Below are 18,163 nucleotides of genomic sequence, written 5' to 3' on the forward strand. Positions count from 1 at the left end.
TAAAATTAAAATATCCATTTAAATTTATTAGCTTTAGTTGCACAAATATATGGAGAATAGTTAAGAAGTTATTTTAATTTTGTAGTTTGTTGGAAAACATCTCTTAAGAGAGAACAGTTATACTTATGTTATAATTCAACCAATATGAAGATAGGACTATTTATCCCGTGTTATATCAACGCGGTGTATCCGGAGGTTGGCGTAGCCTCCTACAAACTCTTGAAGCATTTGGGCCTGGACGTCGATTATCCTTTAGACCAGACTTGTTGCGGCCAGCCGATGGCAAATGCCGGTTTTGAAAACGAATCCCTGAAACTGGCTCTCCGTATGGAAGATTTATTTAAACAGTACGACTATGTGGTCGGACCGTCTGCCAGTTGTGTTGCATTCGTAAAAGAGAATCATCCCGGCATCCTGGAAAAGGCCGGACATGTTTGTCAGAACAGCAGTAAGATATACGATATCTGCGAGTTTCTGCATGATGTAGTGAAACCGGAAGAACTGCCTTCTGTTTTCCCCCATAAAGTGAGTATTCATAACAGTTGCCACGGGGTGCGCGAGTTGCATCTGTCATCTCCCAGCGAAATGAATATCCCATACTTTTCCAAACTGCGTGATCTGTTGCAGTTGGTAAAAGACATCGAGATACTCGAACCGAAGCGCATCGACGAATGCTGCGGTTTCGGAGGAATGTTTGCCGTTGAAGAGCCGGAAGTCTCTGTTTGTATGGGACATGACAAGGTGAAAGACCATATGAGTACCGGGGCCGAATATATCACCGGAGCCGATAGTTCCTGTCTGATGCATATGCAGGGTGTCATCGAGCGTGAACACCTGCCGATAAAGACCATTCATATCACTCAAATATTAGCCGCAGGATTATGAGTACGAAACATTCAATAGCAGCTGCCCGTTTCATAGCTAACAGGAAACAGGAAGCCTGGCACGATGAGACCCTTTGGATGGTACGTGTCAAAAGAGATAAGATGAGTCATTCGCTTCCCGAATGGGAGCGTTTGCGTGAGTTGGCCTGTGATATCAAAATGTATTCCAACAGCCATTTGGATACGTTGCTGGAAGAGTTTGAAAAGAACGCCATAGCCAACGGAGCCATCGTACATTGGGCGAAAGATGCGAAGGAGCACAATGAGATCGTCGAAAAGATCCTTCAGCAGCATAATGCGCATACGCTGATCAAGAGCAAATCCATGCTGACGGAAGAATGCGGTATGAATGAGTATCTGTTCGGGAAGGGGTATGACATCGTCGAGAGTGATCTCGGTGAACGTATCCTTCAATGGATGCACCTTCATCCGAGCCATATCGTGATGCCTGCTATCCATATTAAACGCCAGGAGGTTGGCGAGATGATGGAACGTGTGCTGGGTACGGAGAAAGGCAATTCAGATCCAACTTATCTGACACATGCTGTTCGTAAGAATATGCGTGAAAAATTTCTGACGGCTGATGTTGCTATGACGGGAGCCAACTTTGCCGTTGCTTCGACCGGTGAGATTGTGGTTTGTACCAATGAGGGAAATGCAGATATGGGGACTTCATTCCCTAAAGTTCATATCGCTACATTCGGGATGGAGAAGATCGTTCCCAACCAAGAGGCTTTGGGCGTCTTTACCCGCCTGCTCGCCCGTTCCGGTACCGGACAGCCGATAACCTCTTATACTTCTCATTACCGTAAACCTCAGGATGGCGGTGAGTTTCATCTAATCATCGTAGATAACGGGCGTAGCGATATTTTGGCAAAGCCGGATCATATCCGTACGCTAAATTGTATCCGTTGCGGCGAATGTATGAACACCTGCCCGGTATATCGTCGGACTGGCGGTTATTCCTATACCTATTTTATACCCGGTCCGATCGGCATCAATCTGGGCATGTTGAAAAATCCGGAAGAGTATTCTGATAATGTTTCGGCTTGTTCCCTGTGTTTATCCTGTTCAAATGTCTGTCCTGTAAAGATAGACCTGGGCGAACAGATTTACCGTTGGCGTCAGGATCTGGACAAGATTGGAAAGGCTAGCTCGGAGAAGAAAGTAATGTCGGGCGGTATGAAGTTCCTGATGGAACGTCCGGCACTGTTCAATACATCATTGAAGTTTGCTCCTCTGGTAAATAAATCACCTCGTTTTATGATCTATAATGGATTGAATGCCTGGGGAAAGGGGCGTGAGTTACCGACCTTTGCCAAAGAATCGTTCAATGATATGTGGAAGAAAAACAAGATACAAAAACCGTAGGGGTAGGGGTTGCCTGCCTGTAAAAACATAGGAAAGAATGAGTAGTAAAGAATCTATATTATCCCGTATCCGTAGTCATACCGGTACTCGTTACGAGCAGCCGGAAATCACATTGGATGCCATTCATTATGAAGATAAAACCGGACAGTTTTCCGAATCGTTAAAGGCTGCGGGTGGTGCGGCCGTTGTTCTGCAAGTGGGGGAAGATATCAATGAGCTGATCCGGAAACATTTTCCTGACGCGAAACGTATTGCGTCGAATCTGTCTAAAATAACTTGTGCCACTTTCGATCCTGATTCGGTATCCGACCCCAGGGAATTGAATAATACGGACCTTGCTATTGTGGAGGGTTGTTTCGGGGTTGCCGAGAATGGTGCCGTATGGATTACGCAGCAAGTAAAACATAAAGCACTTTATTTCATCTCGACCGGATTGGTGATCCTTATCAATAAGGAAGATTTGGTTAATAATATGCACGAAGCTTATCAGCGGGTGGAAGGTACAGACTATAAATATGGCTTTTTTGTCTCCGGTCCGTCCAAAACAGCCGATATAGAACAGGCATTGGTATTCGGTGCACATGGACCGATGAATGTCTTGGTTGTATTAAAATAATACTCAATATTCTTTTACCATGAGCAACATAAAAATGATGAACAGAAGAAAATTTATCCGGACAGGTGTTGCCGGAGTAGCTGGTTTGTCGCTGGCACAGGTTGGTTGGGCTGATATGCAGCGGGTACTTCCTTCCGATGTGACGGTCGATAAAGTGGAGTTAGGTAAAACAGGACTGGAAGTTTCCCGTATCGCTTTGGGTACCGGAACAAAAGGATGGAATTATGAATCCAACCAAACCCGTATCGGAATGGATAATTTCCTGAAACTGGCTCATCACGGCTATGAAAGGGGAATCCGTTTCTTCGATATGGCCGATATGTACGGTTCCCAGCCTTTCGTGGGTAAGGCCTTAAAAGAACTGCCTCGTGAAAAAGTAACTCTGATGACAAAGATGTGGACGTATGATGATGGATCGGAGAAAAGAGAACCAGTCAGGAAAACCCTCGACCGTTTCCGTCAGGAAGCCGGTACCGAATATTTCGATATCTTACTGATGCATTGCATGACCAGCGGTGACTGGCCTGAAACACGTAAATTCTATATGGACGGTCTTGCCCAGGCAAAAGAAGAGGGTATTGTGAAGGCTGTCGGAATATCTTGCCATAACTGGGAGGCTATGAAGGAAGCAGCCGATAATCCGTGGTGCGATATTATTCTGGCCCGTCTGAATCCTTTCCAAAGCCATATGGACGGAACACCTGAAGATGTGAATGCTCTTTTAGGTAAAGCGCGCGAGAATGGGAAAGGTATCATGGGTATGAAAATATTTGGTGAAGGAAAGCATGTTGCAGACGATGAACGCGAACGTTCGATCCGTTTTGCTGTTACCGGGAGCAATTTGCATTGTATGACGCTCGGCCTGGAGTCGATTGCCCAGATGGATGATGCTATTGAAAGGGTAATGAGGAATGTAAAGAATATCAGATAGTAGGGATAATATGAAGATAATATTAAATATAATATTGATACTGATAGCGTTATCAAGTATAGCCATAAGTATATTTAAAGAATATGATATGACATTGAAATGTATATCATTTGCTACGGCATTAGCCTGTTTAGGGGCAACGGTGACAAATAAAAATCTTCGATATATATTAGCAGGAATCGCACTGATCCTGCTGATAATATCGTGTATTTTACGGTTTTAGTGCAGAACATTCTTGTTATTTCAAAAAAACGCCTATCTTTGCCCCATAATTTTATAAATAGTCCGATGAAAATATCCAAGTAAGCCGGTTTCAGAACATATTTATGAGTAGCTCCCGATCCGAATGGGAGTAAGTTTCTGTATAACCTTCCGGCTATGTCCTGCGCTGTATCCTGGCGCATTTTTTATTTCCAGATTTTAGTTTCTAACATTTTTAAAGCAGATAGACTATGTGCATATCAGTACAACAGCTTTGCTATATCCATGCGGATAAAGAACCACTATTTCAAAATATCAGTTTGACGGTAAACGAAGGGGAGCAATTATCATTAGTGGGAAATAACGGTTCCGGTAAATCAACTTTGCTACGTATTATTGAAGGAAGTTTGAAACCCTCCTCCGGGGAGGTCGTTTGTTCTTCCAAACCCTATTATGTGCCGCAACATTTCGGTCAATACGATCAGTTGACTGTGGTACAAGCCTTGTTGGTCGAATCCAAAATCAATGCATTACATGCCATTATAGCGGGAGATGCGTCGGCCGATAATTTTACCGTTCTGGATGATGACTGGAATATTGAAGAACGAAGCTTGGCCGCTCTTTCCTCCTGGGGATTGGAACATATCCGGCTGGACCAATCGATGAGTACATTGAGCGGCGGTGAAAAGACGAAAGTGTATTTAGCCGGTATTCAGATACATTCTCCTGAGATCATCCTGATGGACGAACCGACCAACCATTTGGATGTAAATAGCAGAAAGAAACTTTATAGCTTTATCGAGTCGAGCCGTGCCACCATGCTTATTGTCAGCCATGACAGGACACTGCTCAACCTGCTGCCTTACACCTGTGAACTGGAAAGAAGTAAGATTACATTGTATGGTGGAAATTACGACTTTTATAAAGAACAGAAAGAGGTCGCATTGACAGCCTTGCAGAATCAATTGAGCGAGAAAGAAAAAGAGTTGCGGTTGGCAAAGAAGATTGCCCGGGAAACACTTGAAAGAAAGAGCAAATCGAGTGTAAGAGGGGAGAAAGCCGCCATAAAGAAAGGCATTCCCCGGATAATGATGGGGGCCATGAAGCAGCATGCCGAACAAAGTACCGTTAAATTGAAGGATATACACGATGAGAAAATGGGTTCGATCAATTCCACCATTACGGATATCCAGAACACGCTGCCGGATATGAAACAGATGAAGACGGATTTCAATTCCCCCAATCTTCATACCGGTAAAATATTGATCACTGTAAAGGATATGAACTTTGGCTATGGTCAGGATGGTTTATGGAAAGAACCGTTGAACCTGCAGGTTCGGAGTGGCGACCGTATCCAGTTCAGCGGAAATAACGGAGCGGGAAAAACGACATTGCTGAAGTTGCTGCTGGGCGAATTGGAACCGACTGAGGGAACGATTACCCGTGCAGACTTCAAATATGTATATATCGACCAGGAATATTCGATCGTGAAACCTCACCTGACGGTTTTTGAACAGTTGGAGCAATTCAACCTGTTCGCCAAACCGGAGCATGAGTTAAAAATGATCCTGAGCCGTTTCCTTTTTCCGGTCGGTACATGGGATAAAAACTGTTCAAAATTAAGCGGTGGGGAGAAGATGAGGCTTGCTATCTGCTGCCTGATGGTCAGTAATAGCACGCCGGATATATTTGTTTTGGATGAACCAACGAACAATTTGGATATCCGGAGTGTTAGTATAATAACAGCGGCCATCAAGGACTACAATGGTACAGTGCTTTTGGTTTCGCACGATCTTTACTTTGTGAAAGAAATAAAAATAAACAGGTTCGTTGAACTTTTTTCTTCAACCCCTGTTATTAAGATATAGTGTTTTTCATGGTATTAGAATTAAGTTAGATTAGGTTATCCGTCTTGTTCGTGAGAATAGGGCGGTTTTTTTATGTCTTATGGTTTATATTTGGATAGAGTCAGTATATCCTGTGCATTTTCGTTTTTCATCAGTGCTTCGGGGGTTGCATTGGTTTCATTCATATACTTCAGAATGATTTGCAGTCCTACCCAGCTTCCGATATTGCCGGGAGCATCGCTTGCCAGGAATTGTGCGGGCATATCTTCAAAATATTTTGTAGTAGCCATCTGATCCGGTGTGTACAAATGTTTACGTTCGACAATCGCTTTCCAAAGATTTGCTTCATTGTTTTTGCACCATTCCCATGCTTCGTCCGTGTAACCGAACAATTGGGCGGGAGACATATCCGGTAAGGCAGATAAAACCAGATATTTGATCTTACCTTCATAGACCATCCGGTCGAGTAGTACATTCTCTTTGCCGGTGAAAGGATATTCGGACATCAGCCAACCTGCGACATAATCGGGAACTATATGTGACGGTTGCATCTTGCGAAGTTGATAATCATAGAAAAAATCCTGGTATAGCGGATAATCCTGCCCCATATATTTATCGATGGAAATAGACAATAGACTATCTCCGACCAGCACATTCTGATTTAAACCGGAAACGTGCATATATAAAGCCGGAATCTGCATTGCCGGAAATTTTTCATGTACCCAGGCAAATGCATTACTAAGTGATTGTTCCATCTCTGTTACCGATTCGTATTTTGCAATAGCATCCGCATAGAGCTTTTTCAGGGTCGGCTCCGAATAAAAGTTTTCCAACTTGGTGAAAAAGCCGGGCAGATCCGGTGACTGCATATTCAGAATACCTTTCCCCAGAATCTCTGTCATTTGAGGATATTGATTTAATAACTGCTGATTGAGCGTGGTGTCATCGGAACAAATCAGTTCATACAACGCTTTATCGAACCGGTTAACAGGCATCGGAGTCGCATCCGTGATATTGTTTGCGTTTGTATTTTGTCCGTTACAACTACAAAAGCAGACGATCATAAGGAATGTCAGGAGTGTTTTACAATTCATTGCTCTATCTTTATTATGTTATATGGTCAAATGAAGATGTGAAGATAGTATTCCCAAAAGTGTTTCACCCTAATGAAACAACTGTTTCTCCTAGGTGGAACAACTGTTTCATCAGGGTGAAACACTTTTTATGTAGGGATATGACTATGCGTTACATCGAATGCTTACATGACTAAATTGGTAAACGGATATTTATCCGTTATATTGTGTGGAAAACTTCTTATTACTACCTTTGCAATCCTTTTGAATATCCTTTATGCAATTTACGAATAAACAAATCTGGCAGATTACCTATCCTGTACTTATCAGTTTGCTGATGGAGCACATGATCGGGTTGACCGACACGGCTTATTTGGGTCGGGTAGGAGAGGTTGAATTAGGTGCATCGGCATTGGCCGGTGTGTATTACCTGGTTATTTATATGTTGGGGTTCGGCTTCAGTGTCGGAGCGCAGGTTCTGATTGCCCGGCGCAACGGTGCTCACGATTATACACGGATCGGTCCGGTCTTTATGCAAGGGACACTTTTTCTGTTGTTACTTGCGGCGGTTTTATTTACCGCATCTCATTTATATTCTCCGTTGATCCTCAGGAAACTGATTGGTTCGGACGATGTGTATCGGGCTACCATGAGTTATGTCGACTGGCGTGTGTATGGCTTTTTCTTCTCTTTTATTGCCGTCATGTTCAGGGCATTTTATGTGGGTATCACCAAGACAAAGATATTGACTGCCAATTCAGTCGTGATGGTATTGACCAATGTTGTCCTGAATTATATCCTGATATTCGGTAAGTTCGGTTTTCCTGCATTGGGAATTGCCGGTGCTGCGATTGCTTCCTCTATTTCAGAGGCGGTGTCGGTCCTGTTCTTTATTATTTATACCTGGAAGAAGATCGATTATAAGAAATATGCGATGTTCAGTTTTGTGGGGATCGATTTCAGGATGCTCAAACAAATATTGAATGTGTCTGTCTGGATTATGGTACAGCATGGTATTGCATTCGTGGGGTGGTTTATCTTCTTTGTGGTGATGGAGCATCAGGGAGAACGTCCGTTGGCTGTTACGAATGTGGTGAGGAGTATTTCTTCTTTTCTTTTTATGTTTGTGAATGCGTTTGCTTCCACATCCAGCTCGCTGGTAAGTAACCTGATCGGTTCCGGTAAATCGGATCAGGTCCTGGGATTATGCGGACGTATGATACGGCTTTGTTATTTCTTCGTGCTGCCGTTAGCTATATTGATCGCCTTGTTCCCGGATTTGGTTTTGCGCATCTATACGGATAATCCGGATCTGATCCAAAATTCTGTACCCTCGTTGTGGGTGATGCTTTCTTCTTATCTGCTAGCCGTACCGGCGTTCATTTATTTTTTCAGTGTTTCGGGTACGGGGAATACGCAGGTGGCTTTATGGATCGATATGGCAAGTATCTTTGTGTATGTGTCCTACACGTTTATGGTCGGTATCTGGTTACATGCCGATGTTGCCGTTTGCTGGACAACGGAGCATGTTTATAATATGATGTTGCTGATTTCTTTCTTTTATTTGTGGAAAGGAAACTGGCGAAATAAAAGGTTATGATATAAATATTATCGTTTTATCAAAACCGTAAGCCGCAATGAAAGATCGAAAAAGACCATCTTGGCATTCACATTCTGTGTGATGTGGCGTTCCGCTTTAGCCAGTTCTTCCATGATGTCGAACACATTCCGTTCGTTTACGAAAGGAGCGAACTTGACGGCGAAGCCGGCTTCATCCATATTCATATAGTTTAAGTCGGGCGACTGGAAACGGTACATGAAGTTTTCGCGGATCAGATGCTGGCAATATTGCAGGAAGTTCTTTTGGCGTTCGCGTCCGATGCCGGCAAGGATATCTCCCATTGCTTTCATCCCTTTTACATTCCGCGCCCAGGAGTTGCGCATCATTGTTTTGAATTGCTCCAGGTAGAAGCTGTTCTCTTCACTCAGACTGATCGCTTCCACGGCTTTCAGGTAATTGCCGTTTGCCAGATGAGCCACATGCTTGGCATCGTCTGAAGCCAAACCGAATTGTGCCATCATAGCAGCCGTTATCGCTTCGGGGTGGATGGAACGGACATTGATCCGCTGGGCACGTGACAGGATAGTGCCCAATACCTGATCGGGTATTTCCGAAACCATCAATATGACGGTGTTCAAAGGAGGCTCCTCTATCACTTTCAGGAGTTTGTTCGCACAGGTAGGATGTAGTTTTTCCGGCAGCCAGACCATCAGGATGCGATAAGTGGCTTCATATATTTTCAGATTCAGCTTGCGGATGATCTCGTCGCTTTCCTTTGAATAGATGATAGCCTGTGAGTTGCCTGCATCGATATAGTCGAGCCATCCGTCTATATTGAAATAGGGACGATCTTTGAGGAAACCACGCCATTCGCTCAGATAATCGTCGCAGACTTCTTTTTTCTTTTCTTTTTTGGCAACGATAGGAAAGACAAAATGCAAATCAGGGTGTGCCAGTTCATTATATTTCAGGCAGGATGGACAGGTTCCGCAAGCATCCGTCTCTGTCCGGTGGGTGCAATTCAGGTAGCGGGCATAAGCCAGAGCCAAAGGAAAAGCACCAGCACCTCCCTGTTCCGTAAATAACTGGGCATGTGGTACGACACCTGTATGTGCCGAATGGATAAGTTGTTTCTTTATTTCTTCCTGACCGATTATATCTTTGAAATACATGAATGTCCCTTTTGTGTTGTCAGAACAAAGGTACGAATAATCGGGAGAAATAAGAAATAGTCATTAGTGTATCGGTTGTATTTTCTCAAAGATACATTTTGCGACATAGAATAACAATAGGAAAGGATATACTGCAAGGTCCATTGCAATAAATAATACGTATTTCATTTTTGTCTTCTTTTAAATTTTATCTGTAAGACAGAGATCTTTCAAAAACCCCTATCGGTATAACAGATTTTTATACATAAATGACGCGCAAAGGTATAAAAAAGCTGCATTAGGATTTGAGTCAGGCATAATTATTAATGATTTAACCGTTCTGTGTGTTTGTCATATTCACTTTTTCTTAACTTTATGGTCTTATTTCAAATCCATGAGACTGACAATATGATGAACAGACGTTTATTTCTAAAAAGAACCTGTGGAGGAGTGTTGCTTCTGGCTGCTTCTCCTTCTTTGATTTCCTGCGATCAGCAGCAACGGGCAGTCCGTTTTGGGGTTGTTACCGATTTGCATTATTCGAGGCGTGAACCTTACGGAACACGTTATTTCCCTCAAACTATGGAGAAGTTGAAAGAAGCTATAAAGGTCTTTAATAACTCAAACTTGGATTTTGTGATAGAGCTGGGGGATCTGAAGGATCAGGACAATGTTCCTCAGAGAGAGCAGACAATTACTTATCTGGATGAAATAGAAAAAGAGTTCCAAACTTTCCGGGGACCTGTTTATCATGTGTTGGGTAACCACGACATGGATAGTATTTCCAAGGAAGACTTTTTACAACATACCTCCAATCATGGTGATGCCGATAAGAAAACATATTACTCATTTACCTGTAACAAGGTAAAATTCATTGTTCTGGATGCAAATCATAATCCGGACGGAACACCTTACGATAAAGGTAATTTTGATTGGACAAAAGCTTTTATCCCTAAAGACCAGATCCAATGGCTGCAGGAAGAATTAAAAGATAAAAACAAGCCGATCCTGATTTTTATACATCAGTTGCTGGATAGTTTCTCTGATATAAGTAAAGCGCTTTGTGTCGGCAATGCGGATGAGGTCGTTCCCTTGCTGGAAGAAAATGGAAATATACTTGCTGTATTTCAGGGGCATCATCATTCGGGGCATTACAGCTTCCGTAATAATATCCATTACTGGACAATGAGAGGGATGATAGAGGGAGAGTTACCCGGGAATAATAGTTTTGCTGTTGTTGAGATTGGTGTGAACAACAACATTCGTATTGACGGTTTTTTTAATTGCGAAGATAAGGAGTTAAATCGTACTGTTTAATAAAACTATCCTGTTTGTTTTCAGATAGTTTCGAACAATCTGCCTTTCGATAGCTATGGGAAGGCTTTTCGACAACTATGGGAAGACTTTTCGAAAGCTATCAAAAGGTCTTTCCATAATTATCGAAAGGCGGATTATTCGGATGCTCAATAGCGTTTATTCCTATTGTTTAGTAAATTTCTTTCGCTACTTTATAGACACTGTCCGTAGCCATCATCGTATAGAAATGCAGGCTTGGAACTCCGTGAGCGATCAGATCTTTACATTGCTGGATACACCATTCAACACCAACGGCTTTTACTTCGTCGTCATTTTTGCATTTGCGCAATTCGGCTGCAAAAGGTTCCGGAATGTCTGAGCGGAAGATCTTCGGTAATACAGTCAGCTGACTTTTTAATACGACCGGCTTGATTCCCGGAACAATCGGAACCGTAATGCCTTCTGCCCGGCAACGATCCACAAACGAAAAATACTTTTCATTATCGAAGAACATCTGCGTAACCAGATAATCAGCCCCGTTCTTCACTTTTTCTTTCAGATAAAAGATATCCGACTCCATATTCGGAGCCTCTTCATGCTTTTCCGGATAACAAGCCATACCGTATGAGAACGGCGTTTCGTTAGCCTCAAAAGTAGAACCGTCTATAGCAATCCCTTTATTGAAATCATTCACCTGCTGCTGCAGGTCGGTAGCATGCTCATGATACAAATCGGTGTTCTGTCCGGCTTCCAGTGTTTTTACGTCTCCGCGAAGCAATAACAAATCGTATACGCCCAGGAAATTCAGGTCGATCAGTGCATATTCCGTTTCATCCTTCGTAAATCCCTTACATATAATATGTGGAACCGCCGGAATGCCGTATTTATTCTGAATGGCGGAAGCAATAGCCACCGATCCCGGACGCTTGCGGATATTCACTTTCTGAAAACTTCCGTCGGGAAGCGTTTTATAAATGTATTCGCTGTGATGGGAAGTAATATTAATGTATTTAGGATCGAATTCTTTCAGTCTATCAATCACATTGTACACTTTCTGTATGCTGTTCCCTTTCAAGGGCGGAAGTATTTCGAATGAGAAAGCAGTCGTTTTACTGCCGTTGATCAGATCAATTACTTTCATATTTTAATTATTTTTGCTGCAAAAGTAACAATTATCATCTGAAATAGCTTACTTTTGCGTTCATAATCTAATTACGACAATGATATGGAAAATATGAATTGGTCTGATCTTGCATTCGGTTATATGAAGACAGACTACAATGTACGGTGTTACTATCGCGATGGTAAGTGGGGTGAATTGGAAGTTAGCTCTTCTGAAATTATTAATATCCACATGGCAGCAACCTGCCTCCATTACGGACAGGAGTCGTTTGAAGGTTTGAAAGCATTCAAGGGGAAAGACGGGAAGATCCGTGTATTCCGTATGGATGAAAACGGCAAACGTATGCAAGCTTCCAGCCGTGGCATCAAGATGGCTGAACTTCCTGTAGAAATGTTTGAAGAAGCAGTTCGCAAAGTAGTGAAATTGAACGAACGTTTTGTTCCTCCTTATGAGAGTGGAGCAGCCCTATATATCCGCCCGCTGATGATCGGTCTGGGTGCACAGGTTGGTGTGAAGCCGGCTCCCGAGTATATGTTTATGATATTCGTAACACCGGTAGGACCTTATTTCAAAGGTGGTTTCAAACCGTCGAAGGTTTGTATCATGCGTGAATATGACCGTGCTGCGCCTCAGGGAACAGGTACGATCAAAGTCGGTGGTAACTATGCCGCCAGCCTTGTTGCCGGTGAAAAAGCAAAGGAAAAAGGATATGCAGCCGTTCTTTATCTGGATCCGAAAGAAAAGAAATACTTGGACGAATGTGGTCCGGCAAACTTCTTCGGTATCCGTGGTAATAGCTATATCACTCCGCAGTCTCATTCTATCCTGCCTTCAATCACCAACAAGAGTTTGCAGCAATTAGCTGCAGATATGGGACTGACCGTTGAACGTCGTCCGGTTCCGGTGGAAGAACTCGCAACATTTGATGAAGCAGCGGAATGCGGAACAGCAGCTGTTATCGCTCCGATCTCACAAATCGACGATCTGGACATCAACAAGTCTTATGTAATTGCTAAAGATGGCAAGCCGGGACCTGTTTGTGAAAAATTATATCATAAACTGCGTGGTATCCAGTATGGTGATGAACCTGATACATACGGATGGGTAACGATAATTGAATAAATAAGATAAAGGTTTGACAGTTAGTGGTTATTTCTAAAAAATACCATTAACTGCCAACTCCGAATTCTCAAACGTCAATACGCATTGTTAACTTTGGATTGCCAACTGAAAATAAAATTGCTATCTCGGTATTGCAAAGTAGCGGATATTTTCTATCTTTGTGGCCTATATAGTAAGACAGTAAGGTGGAAGCATTCTTTAAAACACATAAATACCTTGTAGAACATTTGCATGCACCGGTACGCCGGGGGCTGATGGATGAGATTAACTGGAATGACCGGTTGATCGGTATCAAAGGCTCTCGTGGGGTAGGAAAGACTACTTTTTTACTGGATTATGCTCGCGAACATTTTGGTGCTGATAATAAGGAGTGCCTATACATTAATCTGAATCATTTTTATTTTACGGAACGTACTTTAGTCGATTTTGCTTCTGAGTTCAGGGCGAAAGGAGGGAAAGTTTTGTTGATCGACCAGGTTTTTAAATATTCCGGATGGTCGAAAGAGTTACGTTACTGTTATGATAATTTTGAAGATCTGAAGATTATCTTTTCCGGTTCGTCTGTAATGCGGCTGAAAGAGGAAAATCCGGATCTCTCAGGTAAAGTTGTTTCTTATAATTTACGTGGTTTTTCTTTCCGTGAGTTTCTGAATCTGATGTCGGGAAATAATTTTCCGGCGTATACATTTGAGGAAGTGATCGAAAAGCATCAGGAAATTGCCCGTAATATCTGCTCGGTAGCCAAACCGATGGCTTATTTTCAGGATTACCTGCACCATGGTTTTTATCCTTTTTTCTTGGAGAAACGTAATTTTTCGGAGAATCTGCTAAAGACAATGAATATGATGCTGGAGGTAGATGTCCTTTATATTAAACAAATCGAGCAAAGTTATCTGCCGAAGCTCCGAAAATTATTATATTTGCTGGCGATCAGTGCGCCATGTACGCCAAACGTCAGCCAGTTAAGTAAAGACATAGAAACTTCACGGGCAACTGTGATGAATTACATTAAATATCTGACCGATGCCCGTTTGATGAATATGCTGTATCCGGTAGGCGAATCGTTTCCGAAAAAACCCTCTACCGTATATATGTACAATTCGAATCTGATGTACCCCATCCGTCCGATGGAGGTGAACATACAGGCTGTGCGCGAATCTTTTTTCTATAACCAGCTTTTGAAAGACAATAAACTGAACGAAGGAATTAAGAACGCTCACTTTTTGGTAAATGAAAAGTATAATTTCAGGATAGAGGAGAGTATGAAGGTGAAAAATAATCCCGATTTATACTATGCAATAGACAAGGTTGAAGTAGGAGATGGCAATATGATCCCGCTTTGGCTTTTTGGCTTTTTATACTAATAAAATTCTTTTAAATACTAATAGTAAGAGTCTATGACAAAACAGAAGAAATTTTTGACCTGTGATGGTAACCAGGCTGCTGCTCATATTTCATATATGTTCAGCGAAGTAGCCGCTATTTACCCCATCACTCCGTCGTCTACAATGGCAGAATATGTAGACGAATGGGCTGCCGCCGGACGTAAGAACATTTTCGGCGAAACGGTTTTGGTACAGGAAATGCAATCAGAAGGTGGTGCTGCAGGTGCAGTTCACGGTTCTTTGCAGGCTGGTGCCCTGACTTCAACTTACACAGCTTCTCAGGGATTGTTGCTGATGATCCCTAATATGTACAAGATCGCTGGTGAGTTGCTTCCTTGCGTATTCCATGTGTCTGCCCGTACACTGGCTTCACACGCTTTGTGTATCTTCGGTGACCATCAGGATGTTATGTCTGCACGTCAGACTGGTTTCGCAATGTTGGCAGAAGGTTCTGTTCAGGAAGTTATGGACTTGGCAGGTGTAGCTCATTTGGCTACTATCAAGTCTCGCGTTCCTTTCGTGAACTTCTTCGACGGTTTCCGTACATCACACGAAATCCAGAAGATCGAAGCGTTGGAAAATGAGGATCTGGCTCCGCTGATCGACCAGAAGGCGTTGGCTGAATTCCGTGCACGTGCATTGAATCCGGAAAAACCGGAAGCTCGCGGTATGGCTGAAAACCCGGATCACTTCTTCCAGCACAGAGAATCTTCAAACAAATACTATGAAGCAGTTCCTGCTATCGTAGAAGAATATATGAACGAAATCTCCAAGCTGACAGGCCGCAAATACGGTTTGTTCGATTATTACGGGGCAGAAGATGCAGAACGCGTAATTATCGCAATGGGTTCTGTAACGGAAGCTGCCCGTGAAGCTATCGACCACCTGACAGCTCAGGGTGAAAAAGTTGGTTTGGTTTCAGTTCACTTGTATCGTCCGTTCTCTGCTAAGCACTTCCTGGCTGCTGTTCCTAAGACTGCAAAACGAATCGCAGTTCTTGACAGAACAAAAGAACCGGGTGCAACAGGCGAACCTTTGTATTTGGATGTAAAAGACTGCTACTACGGAGCAGAAAACGCTCCTGTTATTGTGGGTGGCCGTTACGGTTTGGGTTCTAAGGATACTACTCCTGCTCAGATCCTTGCTGTTTATGAAAACCTGGCATTGCCGATGCCGAAGAACCAGTTCACAATTGGTATCGTAGACGACGTTACATTCACTTCTCTTCCTCAGAAAGAAGAAATCGCTTTGGGTGGCGAAGGTATGTTCGAAGCTAAGTTCTACGGTTTGGGTGCTGACGGTACTGTTGGTGCTAACAAGAACTCTGTAAAGATCATCGGTGACAATACAAATAAATATTGCCAGGCATATTTCTCTTATGACTCTAAGAAGTCTGGTGGTTTCACTTGTTCTCACCTGCGTTTCGGTGACCATCCGATCCGTTCCACTTATTTGGTAAATACTCCGAACTTCGTTGCTTGCCACGTTCAGGCTTACCTGCGTATGTACGATGTAACTCGTGGTCTGCGTGAAAACGGTACATTCCTGCTGAATACCGTATGGAATGGCGAAGAGTTGGCTAAACACCTGCCGAATAAGGTAAAACGTTATTTCGCTCAGAAAAACATTACTGTTTACTACATCAATGCTACTCAGATTGCATTGGAAATCGGTTTGGGTAACCGTACCAATACAATCCTTCAGTCTGCATTCTTCCGTATCACAGGTGTAATTCCTGTTGACCTGGCTATCGAACAGATGAAGAAATTCATCGTGAAGTCTTACGGTAAGAAAGGTGAAGATGTAGTTAATAAGAACTATGCTGCTGTCGATCGTGGTGGCGAATATACTCAGCTTGCTGTCGATCCGTCATGGGCTAACCTGCCGGATGATGAGGTTGTAGCAAACAACGATCCTGCTTTCATCAACGAAGTAGTTCGTCCTATCAATGCTCAGGATGGCGACCTGTTGAAGGTTTCTGCATTCGAAGGTATCGAAGACGGTACATGGCATCAGGGAACAGCTAAATACGAAAAACGCGGTGTAGCTGCTTTTGTTCCTGTTTGGGAACCGGACAACTGTATCCAGTGTAACAAGTGTGCGTATGTTTGTCCTCATGCTTCTATCCGTCCGTTTGTGTTGGATGCTGCTGAACAGGCTGCTGCTCCGTTCTCTAACTCTTTGAAAGCTACAGGAAAGCAATTTGAAGGAATGCAGTTCCGTATCCAGGTTGACGTTCTTGACTGTCTGGGTTGTGGTAACTGTGCCGATGTTTGTCCGGGTAATCCGAAGAAGGGTGGTAAAGCACTTAAGATGGCTGCTTTGGAAACTCAGCTGGCTGAAGCTCCGAACTGGGATTTCTGTGCAGAAAAGGTTTCAAGCAAACAACACCTGGTTGACATCAAAGCTAACGTGAAGAACTCTCAGTTCGCAACTCCGTTGTTTGAGTTCTCCGGTGCTTGCTCCGGTTGTGGTGAAACTCCGTATGTGAAGTTGGTAACTCAGTTGTTCGGTGACCGTGAAATGGTAGCTAATGCAACAGGTTGTTCTTCTATTTATTCAGGTTCTGTTCCTTCAACTCCGTATACAACAAATGATAAAGGACAGGGTCCGGCTTGGGCTAACTCATTGTTCGAAGACTTCTGTGAATTCGGTCTGGGTATGGAACTGGCTAACGAAAAGATGCGTGCTCGTCTGACGAATGCAATGAACGAAATTATTGCTGGTGAAAATGCTCCTGCTGAAGTAAAAGAAGTACTTAAAGCATGGGTTGAAAACCAGAACGATGCGGATAAGACAAAAGAATTGGCTCCTCAGATAATCGCTATTGCTGAAGAAGGTATCACTCACGGCTGTCCGCTTAGCGCACAGATCAAGGAACTTTCTCACTTCCTGGTAAAACGTTCACAGTGGATCATCGGTGGTGACGGTGCTTCTTACGATATCGGTTACGGTGGTCTCGACCATGTAATTGCTTCCGGTAAGAACGTCAACATCCTGGTTCTGGATACTGAAGTTTATTCTAACACAGGCGGTCAGTCTTCTAAAGCTACTCCGGTCGGTGCAATCGCTAAGTTTGCAGCTGCTGGTAAGAGAGTACGTAAGAAAGACCTGGGTCTGATGGCTACAACTTATGGTTATGTATATGTTGCTCAGATCGCAATGGGTGCTGACCAGGCACAGACATTGAAGGCTATCCGCGAAGCTGAAGCTTACGACGGTCCTTCATTGATCATCGCTTATGCTCCTTGTATCAACCACGGTTTGAAGAAGGGTATGGGTAAGAGCCAGCAGGAAGAAGCTGATGCAGTAGCATGCGGTTACTGGCATTTGTGGCGTTACAACCCTGCATTGGAAGCTGAAGGCAAGAATCCGTTCACTTTGGATAGCAAAGAACCGGATTGGAGTAAGTTCCAGGACTTCCTGAAGGGTGAAGTACGTTTCGCATCTCTGACAAAACAGTTCCCGGCTGAAGCTGGCGAATTGTTCCAGGCTGCTGAAGACAACGCTAAGTGGAGACTTAATAACTACAAGCGTCTGGCTAAACAGCAATGGGGTGTTGAGGAATAATTGATTAATGATCATCTAAATAGTAAAAGCGG

General features: G+C 43.2%; 13 protein-coding genes. 10 read left to right on the forward strand and 3 right to left on the reverse strand.

Going from position 1 to position 18,163, the window contains the following annotated elements; all coding sequences use genetic code 11:
- Positions 1-144 precede the first annotated feature (144 nt).
- From P3L47_RS13850 to P3L47_RS13870, 5 genes are all read left to right on the forward strand, one after another.
- Positions 145-885 carry a (Fe-S)-binding protein gene (locus P3L47_RS13850; protein WP_277781168.1) on the forward strand — a complete coding sequence of 247 codons (741 nt, stop codon included), beginning with the start codon at positions 145-147 and terminating at the stop codon, positions 883-885.
- Positions 882-2,255, forward strand: a complete 1,374-nt coding sequence (locus P3L47_RS13855) for a lactate utilization protein B (RefSeq protein WP_277781169.1) — start codon at positions 882-884, stop codon at positions 2,253-2,255. Before P3L47_RS13850 ends, P3L47_RS13855 begins: the two co-directional genes overlap by 4 nt.
- Before the next feature lie 37 nt (positions 2,256-2,292).
- Positions 2,293-2,871, forward strand: a complete 579-nt coding sequence (locus tag P3L47_RS13860; protein WP_277781170.1) for a LutC/YkgG family protein — start codon at positions 2,293-2,295, stop codon at positions 2,869-2,871.
- Positions 2,872-2,908: 37 nt separating this feature from the next.
- A complete protein-coding gene (locus P3L47_RS13865; RefSeq protein WP_122362710.1) occupies positions 2,909-3,802 on the forward strand; it encodes an aldo/keto reductase in 894 nt (297 codons plus the stop codon).
- Between the two features lie 452 nt (positions 3,803-4,254).
- A complete protein-coding gene (locus tag P3L47_RS13870; protein WP_277781171.1) occupies positions 4,255-5,871 on the forward strand; it encodes an ABC-F family ATP-binding cassette domain-containing protein in 1,617 nt (538 codons plus the stop codon).
- 77 nt (positions 5,872-5,948) lie between these two features.
- On the opposite strand, the gene gldB is transcribed toward P3L47_RS13870, so the two are convergent.
- Positions 5,949-6,944, reverse strand: a complete 996-nt coding sequence (gldB, locus tag P3L47_RS13875) for a gliding motility lipoprotein GldB (protein ID WP_277781172.1) — start codon at positions 6,942-6,944, stop codon at positions 5,949-5,951.
- Between the two features lie 256 nt (positions 6,945-7,200).
- On the opposite strand from gldB, the gene P3L47_RS13880 reads away from it, so the two are divergent.
- Positions 7,201-8,523, forward strand: a complete 1,323-nt coding sequence (locus P3L47_RS13880) for an MATE family efflux transporter (protein WP_277781173.1) — start codon at positions 7,201-7,203, stop codon at positions 8,521-8,523.
- A gap of 8 nt (positions 8,524-8,531) precedes the next feature.
- On the opposite strand, the gene P3L47_RS13885 is transcribed toward P3L47_RS13880, so the two are convergent.
- Positions 8,532-9,656 carry a DNA polymerase III subunit gene (locus P3L47_RS13885; RefSeq protein ID WP_277781174.1) on the reverse strand — a complete coding sequence of 375 codons (1,125 nt, stop codon included), beginning with the start codon at positions 9,654-9,656 and terminating at the stop codon, positions 8,532-8,534.
- 354 nt (positions 9,657-10,010) lie between these two features.
- Between P3L47_RS13885 and P3L47_RS13890 the strand changes: the two genes are divergently transcribed.
- Entirely contained in the window at positions 10,011-10,952 is a 942-nt protein-coding gene (locus tag P3L47_RS13890; protein ID WP_277781175.1) for a metallophosphoesterase, read from the forward strand.
- A gap of 169 nt (positions 10,953-11,121) precedes the next feature.
- On the opposite strand, the gene metF is transcribed toward P3L47_RS13890, so the two are convergent.
- Positions 11,122-12,072 (reverse strand): methylenetetrahydrofolate reductase [NAD(P)H], encoded by a 951-nt coding sequence (metF, locus tag P3L47_RS13895; protein WP_277781176.1) that lies wholly within the window; start codon positions 12,070-12,072, stop codon positions 11,122-11,124.
- Between the two features lie 84 nt (positions 12,073-12,156).
- On the opposite strand from metF, the gene P3L47_RS13900 reads away from it, so the two are divergent.
- From P3L47_RS13900 to nifJ, 3 genes are all read left to right on the forward strand, one after another.
- The gene (locus tag P3L47_RS13900) at positions 12,157-13,176 is read left to right on the forward strand and encodes a branched-chain amino acid aminotransferase (RefSeq protein ID WP_122362573.1); all 1,020 of its coding nucleotides are present in this window, start codon (positions 12,157-12,159) and stop codon (positions 13,174-13,176) included.
- Between the two features lie 185 nt (positions 13,177-13,361).
- Complete coding sequence (locus P3L47_RS13905) at positions 13,362-14,540, forward strand: ATP-binding protein (protein WP_075557002.1); 1,179 nt, start codon at positions 13,362-13,364, stop codon at positions 14,538-14,540.
- 33 nt (positions 14,541-14,573) lie between these two features.
- The gene (gene nifJ / locus P3L47_RS13910) at positions 14,574-18,131 is read left to right on the forward strand and encodes a pyruvate:ferredoxin (flavodoxin) oxidoreductase (protein ID WP_277781177.1); all 3,558 of its coding nucleotides are present in this window, start codon (positions 14,574-14,576) and stop codon (positions 18,129-18,131) included.
- The last annotated feature ends 32 nt before the right edge of the window (positions 18,132-18,163 follow it).

The sequence above is a fragment of the Parabacteroides chongii genome (assembly GCF_029581355.1).
GTDB lineage: Bacteria > Bacteroidota > Bacteroidia > Bacteroidales > Tannerellaceae > Parabacteroides > Parabacteroides chongii.